Here is a 17,107-nt window from a genome sequence, read left to right as displayed (position 1 = left end):
TCAGCCGCAGGGACCACGTCCAGGATATCAAGGGCAGCAGGGTACTCGCCCGGGAATGCCCGCACGAGCTGGGGTAGGTGTTCCGACGACGCCAACGATTACTGAGCAACCCAAGCGGCAGCTACCGGCTACTAAGAAAGCCCAGGACAAAGCCTATGAACGGAAACGTGAATTAGAAAAGGAAAAAGAAAATACGATCCGTTCACCACATCGACGTTTTCAGAAGCAGCCTAAAAAAGAAGTTCGGGATACGACGCCAAAACACATTGTGATTCAGGAAGCGATTTCAGTCCAGGATTTAGCTGCTAAAATGAGCCGTAAGGTGGGAGAGCTGATTAAACACCTTATGACTCTGGGCGTAATGGCTACCATTAATCAAGAGTTGGACGCGGAAACAGCAACAATCTTAGCAGGTGAGATGGGTGTTACAGTTGAGGTAAAAGCAGAGAAATCAATGGCTGTTATTGAAGAAATCGTAGATGATCCGGAAGACCTTGTTTTTCGCCCGCCGGTAGTAACCGTAATGGGACATGTTGATCATGGAAAAACGTCGCTCTTGGATGCCATTCGTACCACGCATGTGACGGCTTCGGAAGCCGGTGGAATTACTCAGCATATCGGAGCGTATCAAGTTGAAATCAACGGTCAAAAAATTACGTTTTTAGATACACCTGGACATGAGGCCTTCACAGCAATGCGTGCTCGAGGTGCCCAAGTCACGGATATTGCAGTTTTGGTGGTAGCTGCGGATGATGGAGTCATGCCTCAAACTATAGAGGCCATTAATCACGCCAAAGCGGCTGAGGTTCCCATCATTGTAGCTATTAATAAAATAGATAAAGAAAATGCAGCTCCGGAAAAAGTTAAACAAGAACTGACAGAGTACGGTCTTGTGGTTGAAGAATGGGGCGGAGAAACCATTGCCGTTCCTGTATCCGCAAAAAGTAATCTAAACATCGAAAAACTACTTGAAATGATTCTGCTTGTCGCAGAAGTTCGGGATTATAAAGCAAATCCGAAACGTCCGGCCACAGGAACCGTCATCGAAGCTGAATTGGATAAGGGTAAGGGACCGATCGCCACAGTTCTCGTTTCCAAGGGTACGCTCACTATTGGGGATGTTGTGGTAGCAGGCTGTGCATTTGGGAGAATTAAGGCCATGGTGGATGATAAAGGGCGACGTGTTAAAAAAGCAGGCCCATCCATGCCGGTTGAGGTTCAGGGCTTATCCGAAGTGCCTGAAGCGGGAGAATTGTTCTATGTTGTCGCGGACGAAAAATTGGCTCGACAAATAACTTCTGCCCGTATTGCTGTGCGTCGAGTTGAGGATTCCAAAAAAACCGCCGTTAAAGTTAGCTTGGAAGATCTTTTTGACAGGATCAAAGAGGGTGAAATCAAAGAATTAAATATTATTATTAAAGCAGACGTCCAAGGGTCGGTTGAGGCTTTACGACAGTCACTTCTTAGGCTTTCGACGGGTGAGGTACGCGTCAACCCAATCCATGGCGGAGTCGGGGCTATTAATAAAAACGATATCATGCTAGCCTCTGCCTCAAATGCTATTATAATAGGCTTTAATGTTCGGCCGGACTCCAATACGAAGGCTACGGCTGAACTGGAGGGCGTTGATCTGCGTTTGTATCGAGTTATATATGATGCTATTGAAGATGTCAAAGCGGCTATGACTGGTCTGCTTGATCCTACATTTAAAGAAGTTGATTTAGGTAAAGTTAAAGTGCGTGCAGTCTTTAAAGTCCCTAAAGCGGGAACCGTTGCCGGTTGTATGGTGACCGAAGGAAAGATTGTCCGTTCGGCTAAAGTGCGTGTTATGCGGGATGGTATCGTTATTCATGAAGGAGTAATGGAATCTCTGCGACGCTTTAAGGATGATGTTAAAGAGGTTGCCGAGGGTTATGAATGTGGAATTGGCATCGAGAAATTCAATGATCTTAAAGAAGGCGACATCATTGAAGCGTTTGTGATGGAAGAAGTCAAGCGCACATTATAGTAAGGTGCATGAAAGAAAATGACAAGCCAAAGATGACTTCTCCAGAGGTCGGATAACAGAGGCCAGAGATCAGAGATCAGGAAGGAATACAATGATCTGATACATCCGGCTTCTGACCTCTGACTTCTGAGTTTAGGTGAATATGCCGACGCAGTATGACACAAAATAGACTGGCATACTGACTTGTAAGTTTCTTGAATGTGCCCATATCGGTCCTGGAGGGATAAACATGTCAAAACATCGACCTAATCGTTTAGCTGAAACGCTCAAAGAAGAAATTTCTCAACTCATTCGGGTGGAACTAAAAGATCCTCGCCTTGGATTTGTAACTTTGACAGATGTAGAGGTTGCGGGCGATCTGGCTCACGCGAAAGTGTATGTTAGTGTTCTGGGGACTGAGGATGAAGTGAAAACATCCTTGGATGTGTTGAATCGGGCAGCAGGGTTTGTACGATGTGAAATTGGGAAGCGCATAAGACTCCGTCACGTTCCAACAATCGTTTTTGTATACGATCCCTCCATAGAACAAGGTGCACACATAGCGAAGTTGTTGAGGGATGTTGGAGTTGTTAACGATACAGGTAAGGATGAATCACATGAATAATGAAAATAATTCTGAAGAGATAATTGAAATATTAAGAAAAGCGCCAAAAGTGGCGCTTTTCTCCCATGTTTCGCCGGATGGAGATTGTATCGGGTCTATGTTGGCAATTGGACGGGCTTTAGAGAAAATAGGAAAAGAAGTATCTTTTTATAATCCGGATCCCTTGCCAGGCTATTTAGCGTTTTTACCAGGTTATTCCAGGATCAGACAGGAGCTTCCTTGCCCCCAACCGAAGATCTTATTGTTTGTGGACTGTTCGGATTTGGGGCGCGTTAATATGACCCGGTCCGAAATTTATGGAGACAGTATTGTACTTAACTTAGATCACCACATCTCAAATCTGTTCTTTGGGGACTTTAACTGGGTTGATGCTCAAGCCAGCGCAGTCGGAGAAGTTGCGCTGACGCTTATAAAACGGTTGGGTGTGGAAATTGATGGGGACATGGCCACTAATCTCTACACAGCGATTATGACGGATTCAGGCTGCTTTGAGTATAGTAATACAACGGCTCAAACACATCGTTTAACTGCAGACCTATTAGATAAAGGCGTGGATTTGTTAAGCATACACAATAACATATTTAACCAAAAGCCCCTTGCTCAGATCAAGTTACTTGCATGTGCCCTGAACGGATTAGAAATCCATGCGGATGGGCGGTTGGCAATAATGACTTTAAGCGCCGAAGATTTTCAAGAAAGTGGTGCAGAGCAGGAGTTGAGTGAGGGACTGGTTAATCACGCCCGGAGTATTGCCGGTGTTGAGGTAGCAGTACTTCTGAAAGAGGTTGGCCCAGAGATTAAAGGGGCTCTGCGTTCTAATCTTTGGCTGAATGTCAATGAAATTGCTGCCCGGTTTGGGGGCGGAGGACACCAGCGGGCTGCGGGATGTACTTTTGGAACTCCGATGGCTGAGGCCAAACAATGCATAACTACCGCGATTGAGGAGGCGTTAAGGATTGGAAGGGATCATTAACGTCCTTAAACCACCAGGAATGACATCTTCTGATGTTGTTGTCTGGATGCGAAGAGTGTTAAAGACTAAAAAAATCGGCCACACAGGGACGCTTGATCCTGGGGTGGCTGGAGTTTTACCACTTTGCGTAGGTAAGGGAACACGTTTGGCAGAATACATAACAGAGCAAGGGAAAGCTTACCTTGCCGAGGTTACGTTTGGAGTTACGACAGATACTCAGGATGCATTCGGTAAAGAGGTTTATCGGACTAAACCAGATTTGAAACAGAGTGATCTGGAACGGGTAATACCGAATTTTTTAGGTAAATTATTACAGAAGCCTCCGATGTATTCGTCAGTTCGGAAAAAAGGAAAACACCTATATGAATATGCCCGCCAAGGGTTATCGATTGAGAGAACGCCACGCGAGGTATTTATTTATAATTTAAAACTGGTAAAATGGTATCAAGGGGAGTTTCCTCGGGCAATTTTAAATATTGAGTGCTCAAAAGGAACATACATACGGACAATCAGTCATGATCTTGGACAGACATTGGGCTGTGGGGCGCATATGTCTAATTTATTGCGCATTCGTTCCGGTCCGTTTAAGATCCGGGAGAGCTGGACACTTGAAGAGATTGAAGAGGCGGTCCGCATGTCAGCTTATGCCTTTTTACTTCCGCTGACAACCGGAATCGATCTGCCACGTGTATTTTTATCAGCCGCTCGTGCCAATGCTTTTCGGCATGGCTTGCCTACCAGGCGCGAACAGATCGCGAGGTTCGAGGTTCGAGGTGCGACGTTCGAAGGTTGTGGTACGCAGTTCGAGCCTAGCTCCAGCGTTCAAACCACGGACCGCGAACCTCGTACTTTGCCCTTCACGTGCGAAAATGATAGTGCGCAGCCGGTAACTAGATCCGGCGTTCGAACCCCGAACCTCGTACCTCGAATCATACATGGGTTCGATTCGACGTTGGACGTTCATGGCGCGCAGTTCGATCCTAAAACTTGCGTTCGAACCTCGAACCCCGAATCCCGAACCTCGAAATATGTCCAGGTTATTGAGGACGGAGAATTGATTGGAATTGGGGTTTGGCGAGGGGAAAGCCTTTTCCCACACAAAGTTTTTGGATGATACTAAGTTGCTTTATTTAGGAGGTCAAATCCGTGCAAGTTCGAACAAGTCTGCTTACAAACAAACAATCCTGTGTTTTAGCGTTAGGTAATTTCGATGGAGTACACCTGGGACATCGTCGCTTGCTTGAACTTGGATCAAAACAAGCTGTGCGTTTAGGGGTGGAGCTTTCTGTTTTGATTTTTGAGCCTCATCCACTTAAGGTGTTATTCCCCGAACGAGAGATAAAGCTGTTATCGACAACCGAAGAGCGGTTACTCTATTTAGAAACTATTGGAGTCCAAACCGTCCACCTTTTACCGTTTACGAGGAAGATGGCGAACACTTCCCCAGAACAATTTGTGGAAGAGATTCTTCTTCCCCTCGGGGTGATTCATGTTGTGGTCGGTTTTAATTATTCATTTGGCGCCCAAGGAAGAGGAAATCCCGAATTGATTCAAGCATTAGGGAAGAAGCATGGATTTGGAGTTAGTGTCCTTCAGGCGCAAATGATTGATGGACAGGTGATTTCTTCGAGCAGTATTCGTAAAGCATTACTTCACGGGGACATTATATTGGCCGGCTCTTTACTGGGGCGCCCTCCTTGCCTTCGTGGGACTGTCGTACATGGGGAAGAACGCGGGCGTCAGCTGGGTTATCCGACGGCTAATATTCTCCCTGCAGAAGACTATTTAATACCAAAACGAGGAGTATACGCGGTTTGGGCTTTTCTAGATGGAAAGCGCGTGTCAGGGATGATGAACATTGGCATGAAACCAACTTTTCACGATTTGTATACGACAATGGTCGAGGTTCATTTCTTTGATTTTACCGCAGATCTGTACGGGAGTGAGATCGAGGTTCACATAGTTGAACGTTTGCGTGATGAACGCAAATTTAATGGCGTCAACGAACTTTTGATGCAGCTAAAAAAAGACAGAGTTAGTGCAGAATCTGCTCTGCGAGAAATCTTCATTTAGTTGAACAACTTTACAAAAACTTTTATACCATGTATACTATTTTAGGAACTGTGAGGTCCCGCTGACTCGGATTGAGTGACTCTCCAACGTCAATCTGGGCGGTTGGGAATTATAAAAAAATGGAGGAAATATATTATGATGACACCTGAGAGAAAGCAAGAGATTATCCAAAAGCATGCTCGAAAAGAAGGAGACACGGGGTCTCCGGAAGTGCAAATCGCGCTTCTCACTGAACGGATTATATATTTAACAGAACATTTTAAGACGCATAAGAAAGACCACCATTCTAGACGGGGTCTTTTAAAAATGGTTGGTTCGAGGCGTGCATTGTTGACATATTTAAAAAATGTCGATATTGAACGTTATCGGAATCTTATTGCTGAACTTGGTCTGCGGAAATAACTTAATTTGAGAGCAATCTGAAGCGGATCTAAATGATCCGCTTCTTTAAGTCCAACACTCTAATCAAGTTTGATAGTCTAATCAAGATTATTTTGAAGAAGAGTTTTATTAAGTTATTTGCAGGAAATAATAATAATATGTCGAAGAGGAAACAAGTTGAGGAAAGAATGATTGTAAGTTATAAGGAGGTTTCATTGTGAAACAACAAATATTTGAAAAGTCACTCACGGTCGGTGGGAGAGTCATGACTTTCCAAACTGGGAAAATTGGTAAACAAGCGGGAGGCGCGATTTTTCTCAGCTATGGGGATACAGTGGTTTCTGCGTTTGCTACATGCAGTGGCGCACCCCGGGAAGGAATTGATTTCTTTCCCTTGACCGTTGAGTTTGAAGAGCGTATGTATGCCGCAGGTAAAATTCCAGGCGGATTTATTAAACGTGAAGGAAGGGCGAGTGAGAAGGCTACTTTATCTGCTCGTTTAATTGACCGTCCAATTCGTCCGTTGTTTCCGCAAGGGTTTCGTAATGAAGTCCAGGTAGTGGCGGCGGTTATGTCTGTTGATCAGGACTGTGCGACAGATATCACAGCAATAAATGCAGCATCCGCAGCGTTAACCATATCTGACATTCCCTTCGAAGGTCCTATTGCTGCTGTTACAGTTGGACTTATTGAAGATGAATACATTATCAATCCTACCATTGAACAAACTGCTAAAAGCCGGATGCTTCTTACGGTAGCAGGGACAGTAGAGGCCGTTATGATGGTAGAAGCCGGTGCTCATGAAGTACCTGAGGATCAAATATTAGAGGCAATAATGTTTGGACATACGGAAGTTAAAAAGATTGCTGAGTTTATAGCAGACTATCGTGGGGAAGCTTTTACTTTGGGATTAGCTAAAGAGAAAGAGGAGGTAAAGCCTACCAACATTCAAGACCAAATTGCGGAAGCCGTAAAAGCCCATACTTATAGCAAATTGGATGAGGCAGTCCGTGTAGAAGAGAAGAAAGCACGGGAGAGCGCGATTGACGAAGTTAAAGCGGAAGCCTTAAGCTATTTTGCAGCCGAGTTTCCGGAAGATACCAAAGTAATTAAGGCGGTACTGGAAGACATTGTGCACCTGATTGTGCGTAAATTGATTACGGATGAGCATATTCGTCCGGATGGTCGGGAAGTGGATGAAGTTCGCCCTCTCAGTGTCGAAGTGGGAATTCTACCACGCACACATGGAACGGGGCTCTTTACACGGGGTCAAACCCAGGTACTAACTGTGACGACGCTGGGGGCCGCCAGAGATGAACAAATACTTGATGGTTTAGGTTTAGAACGGTCGAAACGTTATATACATCACTATAATTTTCCACCCTACAGTGTTGGAGAAATCAAAATGATGCGTGGACCATCTCGCAGGGATATAGGGCATGGCGCTCTGGCAGAAAGAGCTTTGCTCCCTGTTCTGCCGGATGAAAACGAGTTTCCTTATACGATTCGTTTGGTTTCTGAGGTCTTGGAGTCCAATGGTTCGAGCTCGATGGCCTCAGTTTGTGGAAGTACCCTTTCGATGATGGATGCAGGTGTTCCCATTACAGCTCCGGTGGCCGGCATTGCAATGGGACTCATCAAGGAAGAGGATAACATTGCGATCCTTACGGATATCCAAGGCTTAGAAGATCATTTTGGGGATATGGATTTCAAAGTTGCCGGAACGAGCAAAGGAATCACGGCTTTGCAGATGGATATTAAGATTAAGGGTGTGTCCCGGGAGATTTTATTGAAAGCCTTAACCCAAGCCAAAGCAGGACGGCTATTTATCCTGGATAAAATGGTGAATGTCATAGACAAACCACGCGAGGAACTTTCTCCTTATGCACCAAGAATTATCACAGCGTCAATTCATCCGGATAAGATTCGTGATGTTATTGGACCCGGCGGGAAAACAATTAAGAAGATTGTTGAGCAAACGGGAGTCACAATTGACATCGAGGATGACGGCCGCGTCTTTATATCTTCTGTTGGTGGGGAGAGTGGCGAACAGGCCCTCAAGATTATCCAAGCTCTAACTCAGGAAGTGGAAATAGGCAAAATCTATAAAGGTAAAGTCACACGGGTTATGGAGTTTGGCGCTTTTGTGGAAGTCATTCCAGGAGTTCTGGGACTTACCGGTAAAGAAGGATTAGTCCATATTTCTCAACTGGCGCATGAACGCGTCCAAAAAGTGGAAGATATCGTGCATGCGGGGGATGAAATCATGGTTAAAGCAACTGCTATTGACAAACAAGGACGGTTGAATCTTTCTCGTAAAGATGCTCTGCCAAAAGTGCGTAAAAATAATCTAACCATTCTCTGAATTTTACTCAGTCTGTGCGTCCCCCTACCCGCATAAATGTTAAGGAGGGGGGATGCAAATGTTCATTAACTTCAAAATCTCGCGACGAAAGTACTCGTTTGGCGGGATTTTATTTCTATTGCTGGTAGGGATTGTGGCGGAACATTGGATAGTTGCGTCCGATGTTCCGGTCTCAAGACCAATTGAACAGATCAAAACCGATCGATTGGTTATGGCTTTAACGATTAATGTTGATTGGGGCGAAGAATATATCCCGGCAATGTTGGATGTTTTGGATCAAGGTAAAGCTCGCGCGACCTTTTTTGTTACGGGGCGTTGGGCCAAGAACAATCCGGAGTTGCTTAAAATAATTTCGAACAGAGGTCACCAAATTGAAAACCATGGGTATTCTCATCCACATCCCGATCAGCTCTCTATTGGGGCTAACCAAGAAGAAATTAAGAAGACGGAAAGCATTATTGAAGGAATTATTGAAAAAAAGACACATTTGTATGCACCGCCCTATGGTGAAAAGGGTGCTTCCGGACTTCGAGCTGCTGATGTATTAGGCTATCAGACTATTCTTTGGACATTAGATACCGTCGATTGGCGGGCGAATAGTACGCCAGAGATGATCGCGGAACGTATTCTTAATCCGGCAATACGGTTTGGAATTAAACCAGATAAGTCCGGTGCCATAGTATTAATGCATCCTAAAGCAAATACGGTCAGAGCCTTGCCAGTTATTCTCGATCAATTGACCCAGGATGGATTTTGTTTCCAAACTCTTGATGGACTAATAGCAGCTGAGCAGATCGGAGATACTACCTCATGAAGAATTAGAATTTGAGGTGGTTAAATGATCAGGCAAAAGTGGGCGCATGCTTGGTGCAGCGTCTTTCTCTGTATAATTGGCATAAGCACGTTATCGGCAACCTCTGTTTATGGTGCTGATGGACCATCAGGAGTCAGTGCTGCCGCTGCAGTGCTGATGGATGTGACAACGGGCGATGTTCTCTTTGGTAAGCAGGCCGATACGCGCCGCCCTCCGGCAAGTACCACCAAAATTATGACCGCTATTTTGGGGTTGGAGTTAGGACGGCCGGATGAAGTTGTAACTGTTAGTCAGAAAGCGGCAGCTGTCGGCGAAGCAACCTTACATCTGGATCCGGGAGAAAAGCTTACCCTTTATGAACTTATTACCGGAGCTTTGGTTCGATCTGGGAATGATGCCTGTGTTGCAATTGCCGAACATATTTCGGGCAGTGAAGAACAGTTTGTCAAGCTGATGAATAAAAAAGCTTTAGCCTTGGGCGCTCAAAATACAAATTTCGAAAATACGAATGGCTTGCCTCGTAAGGGACATTATTCCACCGCCAAAGACCTTGCTCTTATGGCTCGTCATGGTTTGCAAATACCTCAATTTGCCTCGATTATTCGCCAAAAAGAAACGGAAATTCATTTTCTCGAGCCGGATGGGTTCATGGATTTAAAGAACACGAATAAACTACTATGGAATTATCCCTATGCTAATGGCGTTAAAACCGGGACGACAACTGCAGCAGGAAAATGCCTTGTCGCCTCGGCAACTAAGGAAGGACGTCAGTTAGTGGCTGTGGTTCTAAATGCACCTGATCGTTTTGGGGATGCGAAGAAACTGTTGGAGTGGGGTTTCGAGAAAACTGAGACCGTAAGGCTTGTAAATGCCGGACAGGTAATCGCTGAATTCCCGAGTGCCAAAAAATCTATCCAGGTATTTATTGATAATCCAATAGATGTTAGTATTCCAAAAGTCGATAGCAAGAACCTCCAAACCCGTGTCGTGTGGGAGAAAACTGCTTATATGCCGGTTCGTGCCGGGGAACGTTTAGGACGTTTAGAAGTCTGGCTAGGGGAACAAAAGTTAAGCAGCGTTCCTTTGCTTTACGAAAACGAAAAGAAGTAGGTCGTCTTAATATGTTATTAAAGTGATGGATGGAGAGGTGGGGGGATTCATTGTTTCGAAAAACGGTATTGCCCAACGGGGTTAGGATTATTACAGAAGAGATTGACCTTGTTCACTCGGCAGCCATCGGATTATGGGTAGGAGCAGGTTCGCGGGATGAACGTGAAGGCTATGAGGGAATTTCCCACTTTATCGAGCATATGTTTTTTAAAGGAACGGAGCACCGAACAGCACGAGTTTTAGCGGAATCCTTAGAAGCCGTAGGCGGTCAGCTCAATGCTTTTACGACGAAAGAATATACTTGTTACTATGCTAAAATACTGGATGAGGACCTTGATCTTGCAATTGACGTATTAAGTGATATGTTCTTTCATTCTCTTTTTGATGAAAAGGAAATCGAAAAAGAAAAGAATGTGGTTATTGAAGAAATAAAGATGTACGAGGATTCTCCGGATGAGTTGATCCACGATATCTTTTCAGAACGTGTGTGGAACGAGCATCCTTTAGGAAAGCCGATCTTGGGAACTGAAGAGAGCATAAAGGCTTTAAGTCGAGCTAAAATCATGCTGTTCCTCTCAGAACATTATGCTCCGGATAATATAGTAATTGCCGTGGCGGGTAAAATAAAGCACGCGGATGTTGTCGCAAAACTATCTGATCAATTTGGCACGTTTCGGAGGGGCGGACGTCGTATACTCGAAGGAAAGCCCACCGGCCACACGGTTGAACATTATCAAAAGAGAGATACAGAACAGATGCATATCCTCTTGGGGGTACCAGGTCTTGACCAAGATGATGATGATATTTATGCGATGCACATTTTTAACAATATTATCGGCGGAGGTTTAAGCTCCAGGTTATTTCAGGAAATACGGGAACGGCGTGGATTGGCCTATTCAGTTTATTCATATCACTCCACTTATGTAGATACCGGTTTATTTGTGATTTATGCGGGAACAAGTCCGAAAAATACAAAAGAAGTCTGCGAGTGCATTCTCCAAGAGTTAAAGGAAATTAAGCAACAGGGAATTACCGAGGTTGAATTAGCAAGAACTAAAGCACAAATTAAAGGAGGCCTATATCTTGGACTGGAAGCGGTAAGCAGTCGGATGAGTCGTTTGGGGAAGACAGAACTTACATATAATCGCGTGCTTTCACCGGAGGAAGTGGTGGAAAAACTCAAGAAGGTGACTTTGGAGGATGTTTCACGCTTGATTGGACGCCTTTGGCAAAGGGAGAAAATTAGTATAATGACACTAGGTCCGGCTGGGCATGAACTTGTCTTATCCGATTTACTGGAGCAAACCGGCTGGGAGTAAAGTCTGGGGTCCGAAGTCCGGGGTCCAAAGTAAGAAGTACGTAGTATTTGTGCCCTTAGAAAGGGGAACGGCCAACTAAATAATGTAGAACACACGCTAAGACAGTATTTAACATAAGAAGCCGGTTTTCCTTACTCTAAGGTAAACTGGCTCTTATATTATTCAAAAGTAAATTTTCGAGCTCAGATTTATTTTGATAGCTTTACATTGAGCTTCTGCACTGTTTCCAAGGGCAGACCGGTTATTTCAGCAATATCTTCTAACGAGAATCCTTTTTTCAGTGCGTTTCGGGCTGCCTCCAGCTTGTCTTTCAGCTCGCCTTTTAGTTCAGCCTCATAGAGGTCAGAACTTTTATCCATAATAGCCTTTAGTCTTTGTTCGTAGATTTCTTTAGCTTTGGGGTCAGCTGCCATTTCTTCCAGTGCCTGTCTGGCTTGGGCTATAGCCGGGTCTTCTTCTGACAATCTCTCCATCAATTTCATGTCATCCCATCCTTTCAGAAACATTGTCCACCGATCCAGTGGATTCCTAAGATTCGCCATTTCTTTTGTAAGTTTAGGTAACTTAATGAAGTGGATCTCTATGGCATCTGTCAGTTCTATACTTTCTTCCAGTTCTAATAGCCTAAATTTAGTATGGTAGCGTTGGCTGTTTTTTTTGATGCGCATAAAGTCAAGGATGTTGATGGCTATGGCTCTTTTCAGATCCTTATACTTCCTTTGATAATCTTTTGATCACCAAACATGCGGCATATATAAAAGGTGCTGCGCCTCTCCATATCGGCTCGATATCCGATTTGCATTTCCACATCGACTAATTCACCGCTATCCAGCTAAACTTTTATGCAAGTATTCCGTAGCTGTCATCAATATATACCTGCTCCAGGTAGGGATTCAGGATGTCCACGTCACCTTACTATACATTCCTCCAATATCGACAAAATAAACATATAAATAACCAAAATAACCTACTCATATTTATCCTTTTCCAACATTAATTTACTTTACCTTATGTTAAAATAAGATAATTACATTCCTAAGGAATTTTTACTCAAAAATGGGAGTCAAGTTTTCTTATATAGCGAAAGGGGTAACTATTTTGGTTAATAAAAAGGTATTAAGGAAAATAATTTCCGGTATAGTAATTTCAAGCTTATTTTTCTCGTCCATATTATGCTATTCACCTTTTCTTCCGACAGCGGAAGCAGCAAGCACATCAACTGCAGAACATAACAGATCCGGTTATTTATCCTTTCTCCAAAGTGTTATGAAGCAAAATTCAGTTCAGGAAGAACAACCGCAACAACAGGAGCAGCCACAGCAACAGATTACCGACACCAGTGATAATTCTAATCAAGAAGAGATATTACCCCCAATGAATTTTGATAATAATAATCAGATAAATCTCTCCCAAGAGGAAATCGATAAAATAGTCGATAAACACCTCAAATCCCAGGAAAATGCTGTTCAAGACTCCAAATCGATTAGCGAAGAAGAAATGCCGGGAATTCCGAAACTAGATAATCAACAAATCGATCGTTTTATAATCAAATACAGAAATGAAAACCAAAAAGAAGATACCGTTCAAATAGTCAAAGGGAATATCAAACAAAGAATAAGCACCAAAAATAAGAAATTTGATGTCTATTTAACCAATCGAAAAATGAAAAAAGATGAGTTCCAAGCGCTCCTTCAACAAGAACATGCTGATACAAATGTTGAATATATCCAACCGGACTACCAAGTAACAGTAGCTTCTTCTGAACCTTTACATGGGGAAAATCTACTGCCGGTTACGGAAACGAACCAAACGACACAACAGGATAACACCCGAGAAACAGTACCGGCTCCAACTCCAACAACAGCTGATACTTCAGTGTCAACTGAAACCTCAATCCCGGTAAATTCGGCCGAAACACCTTCTCCAAGCACCCTAAACTCTAAATTGCCGAAAATAACCTTTGACGGATTAAAAATTAAATTGACTTATGAAGAAGCCCTAAACAGCTGTTCAATACCAGCCGGTAAAGATTTTGTCGTCAAGACAAAAAATGGACAAGCGGTTGCTCTTGCCGGTATTGAAATCAAGGATAATACGCTCGTAATTACCCTTGGTACTCCTTTAGCATCTGGCGAGTCGATTACGGTTAGCTATATCCCTGGAAAAAAACCTCTGCAAGATAAAGCAGGTAAACCGGCGGATGCTTTAACAGATAAACCGGTAGAATCCGGTTCTGCCCCTGAGGTGTCCGGTGCGGTACCTGATACGGATAATACCGCCCCAATCCTTGAAACCGCCAAAATGAAAAAAGATAACACCATTAAGTTATTATACAATGAAGCCCTGCTGGGAACCTCAATCCCGGCCACCACAGATTTTACCCTAATTAGCATAGATGCCGAAGGCAATAATTTGCTCAATGCCTTTAAGAAAATAGCAGTCCAAGATCAAGCAGTCAGTTTAACTCTGGAAAACAGCCTTGATCCCGGTTATACCCTGCAAATAAGTTACACACCGGGGCACAACCCGATTCAAGATCTCGCCGGAAATTTCGCCGTCGGTTTCAGCAACAAAATCGTAACTGTTCAGAGCGAACAATTACCTGCCGTCGTTCCGGTTTTACAGACTGCCACAATCAATGCGGCCAAATTAGAATTAAGCTTTGACAGGCAACTTAAAGTGGATTCTCTTCCGACGAACGAAGATTTTAGTCTCAACCTGAATGATAAAACTATTTCCAAGACCATTGAATCTATTAATATTGAAGAAAATAAAGTAACTATTACCTTAAAAGAAGCGATTACCGCTCGGGACACGGTTACAATTAGCTACACACCCGGTAAGGAACCGCTCATGGATACGGTGGGCAACGAAGCAGCGGAATTTAAAGATATGCTTGTTAAGAATAACACAGCTTCCGTGATAGACGACCCCCGCTTTGCCGAACAATGGGGCTTGAGTGCTAATCAAATTGATCCAATCACGAATCAAGCGGCTTCCGTGGGGATTAATGCCACGCAAGCCTGGTCGGAATCAGAAGGAGACGGTGTGGTTGTTGCTGTCTTAGATAGCGGCATTGATATTACCCATGAAGACCTGAAGGTAAATATCTGGGCCAATCCAAGCGAGATACCGGATAACGTCATAGATGATGACGGCAATGGCTATGTGGATGATGTTTTCGGTTGGAACTTTGCCGATAAGACCAATGCCGTGCATAATCCGGCTAATGTCTCCGATGAATGGCATGGCACCCACGTGGCCGGGATCATTGCGTCGGCAAAAGGCAACCAAAAGGGTATCGTAGGTGTAGCCCCCAAGGCTAGAATCATGCCCTTGCCGGTATTCAAAAACGGCACGGCTTACACCAGCGATATCATCAATGCCATAGACTATGCCAGAGAAAACGGAGCGCAAATAGCAAACTGCAGTTGGGGGTCCACCAGCGAAAATACTGCTTTAAAAGAAGCTATAGAATCGTCGGGTTTACTTTTTATTTGTGCTGCAGGCAACAGTAATAAAGATATCGATACCAACCCGGTGTACCCAGCGTCTTTAACCGGAGATAACATTATCTCAGTAGCTTCCGTTAAAGAAACCGGTAATCTCTCCCGTTTTTCCAACTATGGACAAAGCTCTGTGGATATAGCAGCTCCCGGTGAAGAAATCCTTAGCACCATGCCGAGCAATGCCTATGGCATCAGCGGCGGAACTTCTCAGGCGGCGGCCTTTGTAACCGGTGAAGCAGCCCTGATCTTGAGCAAATATCCCCAGGCAAGCTTGAGCGAGATCAGGACAAGGATCATTAATTCTTTTGATAAGTTATCTTCTTTAGCCGGTAAAGCAGCCGGGGGTGGAATAATCAACTGCGTTGGGGCTTTAGCGGAACCGGTCGCTACAAGTGATACGATCATCCAGGTGCCGGAGGATATATCTCAAGATACAGAAAGCGACAGTTCGGATGACGAGGGCTATAACCTATATTCGGTAGATGAATGGAATGCAAAAGGCAATATGTTAACCAGCAGAGCAAATTTTGGGGCCGTTACTTTTAATAATCAAATCTATTGTACAGGTGGTTATCAAGGGACATTTATGGAAAGTTTAAATAGTGTCGAAATATACGATCCGATATCTGGTACAAGTACTTCTACAACTAGTTTAAATGTTACCAGAGCTTATCATAGTATAGAAACCATTAATGGTAAAATATATGTATTTGGGGGCTGGAACAGTTATATTCTCGATTCCGTGGAGGAATATGATCCGGTAAACGGCAACTGGGTTTACAAAGCTAACATGCCAACTGCAAGATATTCATTCGGTACAGCTATTGTAAATGGTAAAATCTATGCCATCGGTGGTTATAATAACTACATAGGGTATCTTAATAAAGTTGAGGAGTATAATCCAATAACAAATACCTGGACCACAAAAGCAAGCATGCCAACAGCAAGAACTGGTCTTGAGGTTATTGCAATAAACGGTAAGATTTATGCTATTGGTGGTAGTAATAATAACGGCTATGTTAATATAGTTGAGGAATATAATCCGGTTACCAATACCTGGGCTACTAAAGCAAGCACACCCATAGCAAGAATGTATTTTGGCACTGCTGCAATAAACGGAAAGATATTTGCTATGGGAGGATATAACGGGAGCTATCTAAGGGATACTTTTGAATATAATCCAGACTATGACGTATGGGGAAAAAGAGCATATCTTGCTACTGCAAGATATGGAGTAGAAGTAGCGGCAGTTGATGGAAAGATTTATGCATTGGGAGGAAATAGCGGCAGTTATTTAACTATAGTGGAAGAATACGGATTGCCAATAAATAAGTGGAACACAGTTAAAAGTATGCCAACAACGAGGTCAGAGCTTGGCGCGGCCGCCGTTAACGGAAAAGTATATGCTCTCGGTGGCTATAACGGTAGTACTTGCCTTAATACAGTCGAAGAATATGATAAAACATCAAATAGCTGGACTACTAAGGCGAATATGCCTACTGCAAGAAAAGGACCGGGGGTAACAGCCTTAAACAGTAAGATTTATGCAGTGGGCGGTTATAATGGGAGCTATCTAGCTACGGTCCAAGTGTATAACCCCGCAACCAACTCTTGGGAAAGCAAAACAAACATGCCTACTGCCAGAGCTTATTTTGGTTTAACGTCAACCAATGGCAAACTTTATGTCATCGGCGGCTATAACGGCTCATCTTATCTTGATACGGTCGAAGAATATGACCCGGTTGGCAACACTTGGATTACCAGGGCAACTATGCCTACGGCTAGGGACTATTTGGGATTAACTGCAGTAGGTGGCAATATCTATGCTCTGGGTGGCTATAACGGAACCTCTCACTTAAATACAGTTGAAGCTTTTGATCCGGTAGGGAATACTTGGACAAGCAAAACAGTTATGCCTACAGCCAGAAGGGTGTCGTTTCCAGAGCTATTT

The 17,107-nt window shown here is 43.8% G+C and carries 11 protein-coding genes and 1 pseudogene; 11 read left to right on the top strand and 1 reads right to left on the bottom strand.

Annotated elements, in window-relative coordinates; translation table 11 throughout:
* From infB to AC6I5A_RS03725, 10 genes are all read left to right on the top strand, one after another.
* A partial coding sequence (gene infB / locus AC6I5A_RS03770) for a translation initiation factor IF-2 (protein ID WP_034611829.1) occupies positions 1 to 2,008 on the top strand: 2,008 nt, incomplete at its 5' end.
* Positions 2,009 to 2,237: 229 nt separating this feature from the next.
* Positions 2,238 to 2,612 (top strand): 30S ribosome-binding factor RbfA, encoded by a 375-nt coding sequence (gene rbfA / locus AC6I5A_RS03765; protein WP_034611827.1) that lies wholly within the window; start codon positions 2,238 to 2,240, stop codon positions 2,610 to 2,612.
* Positions 2,605 to 3,585 (top strand): DHH family phosphoesterase, encoded by a 981-nt coding sequence (locus AC6I5A_RS03760; RefSeq protein ID WP_034611823.1) that lies wholly within the window; start codon positions 2,605 to 2,607, stop codon positions 3,583 to 3,585. The genes rbfA and AC6I5A_RS03760 overlap by 8 nt, the downstream gene beginning before the upstream one ends.
* Positions 3,569 to 4,699 (top strand): tRNA pseudouridine(55) synthase TruB, encoded by a 1,131-nt coding sequence (truB, locus tag AC6I5A_RS03755; protein WP_497900473.1) that lies wholly within the window; start codon positions 3,569 to 3,571, stop codon positions 4,697 to 4,699. The genes AC6I5A_RS03760 and truB overlap by 17 nt, the downstream gene beginning before the upstream one ends.
* 32 nt (positions 4,700 to 4,731) lie before the next feature.
* Complete coding sequence (locus AC6I5A_RS03750) at positions 4,732 to 5,658, top strand: bifunctional riboflavin kinase/FAD synthetase (protein WP_034611819.1); 927 nt, start codon at positions 4,732 to 4,734, stop codon at positions 5,656 to 5,658.
* A gap of 135 nt (positions 5,659 to 5,793) precedes the next feature.
* Positions 5,794 to 6,060 carry a 30S ribosomal protein S15 gene (rpsO, locus tag AC6I5A_RS03745; RefSeq protein WP_052167881.1) on the top strand — a complete coding sequence of 89 codons (267 nt, stop codon included), beginning with the start codon at positions 5,794 to 5,796 and terminating at the stop codon, positions 6,058 to 6,060.
* 196 nt (positions 6,061 to 6,256) lie between these two features.
* Positions 6,257 to 8,404, top strand: coding sequence for a polyribonucleotide nucleotidyltransferase (locus AC6I5A_RS03740; RefSeq protein ID WP_034611816.1), 2,148 nt, complete (start codon positions 6,257 to 6,259; stop codon positions 8,402 to 8,404).
* Between the two features lie 58 nt (positions 8,405 to 8,462).
* Positions 8,463 to 9,218 carry a polysaccharide deacetylase family protein gene (locus AC6I5A_RS03735; protein WP_034611813.1) on the top strand — a complete coding sequence of 252 codons (756 nt, stop codon included), beginning with the start codon at positions 8,463 to 8,465 and terminating at the stop codon, positions 9,216 to 9,218.
* 24 nt (positions 9,219 to 9,242) lie between these two features.
* A complete protein-coding gene (locus AC6I5A_RS03730; protein WP_034611810.1) occupies positions 9,243 to 10,328 on the top strand; it encodes a D-alanyl-D-alanine carboxypeptidase family protein in 1,086 nt (361 codons plus the stop codon).
* A 50-nt stretch (positions 10,329 to 10,378) separates the two neighbouring features.
* Complete coding sequence (locus AC6I5A_RS03725; protein ID WP_034611807.1) at positions 10,379 to 11,647, top strand: M16 family metallopeptidase; 1,269 nt, start codon at positions 10,379 to 10,381, stop codon at positions 11,645 to 11,647.
* Positions 11,648 to 11,835: 188 nt separating this feature from the next.
* Here the strand turns inward: AC6I5A_RS03725 and AC6I5A_RS03720 are convergent.
* Positions 11,836 to 12,354: pseudogene (locus AC6I5A_RS03720) on the bottom strand (Rpn family recombination-promoting nuclease/putative transposase); the annotation flags it as partial.
* Positions 12,355 to 12,745: 391 nt separating this feature from the next.
* On the opposite strand from AC6I5A_RS03720, the gene AC6I5A_RS03715 reads away from it, so the two are divergent.
* On the top strand, positions 12,746 to 17,107 hold a 4,362-nt coding region (locus tag AC6I5A_RS03715; RefSeq protein WP_497900472.1), incomplete at its 3' end, for a Kelch repeat-containing protein.

It is taken from the genome of Desulfosporosinus sp. Tol-M2 (genome assembly GCF_059735615.1).
This window is presented reverse-complemented; position numbering and strand designations above follow the sequence as displayed.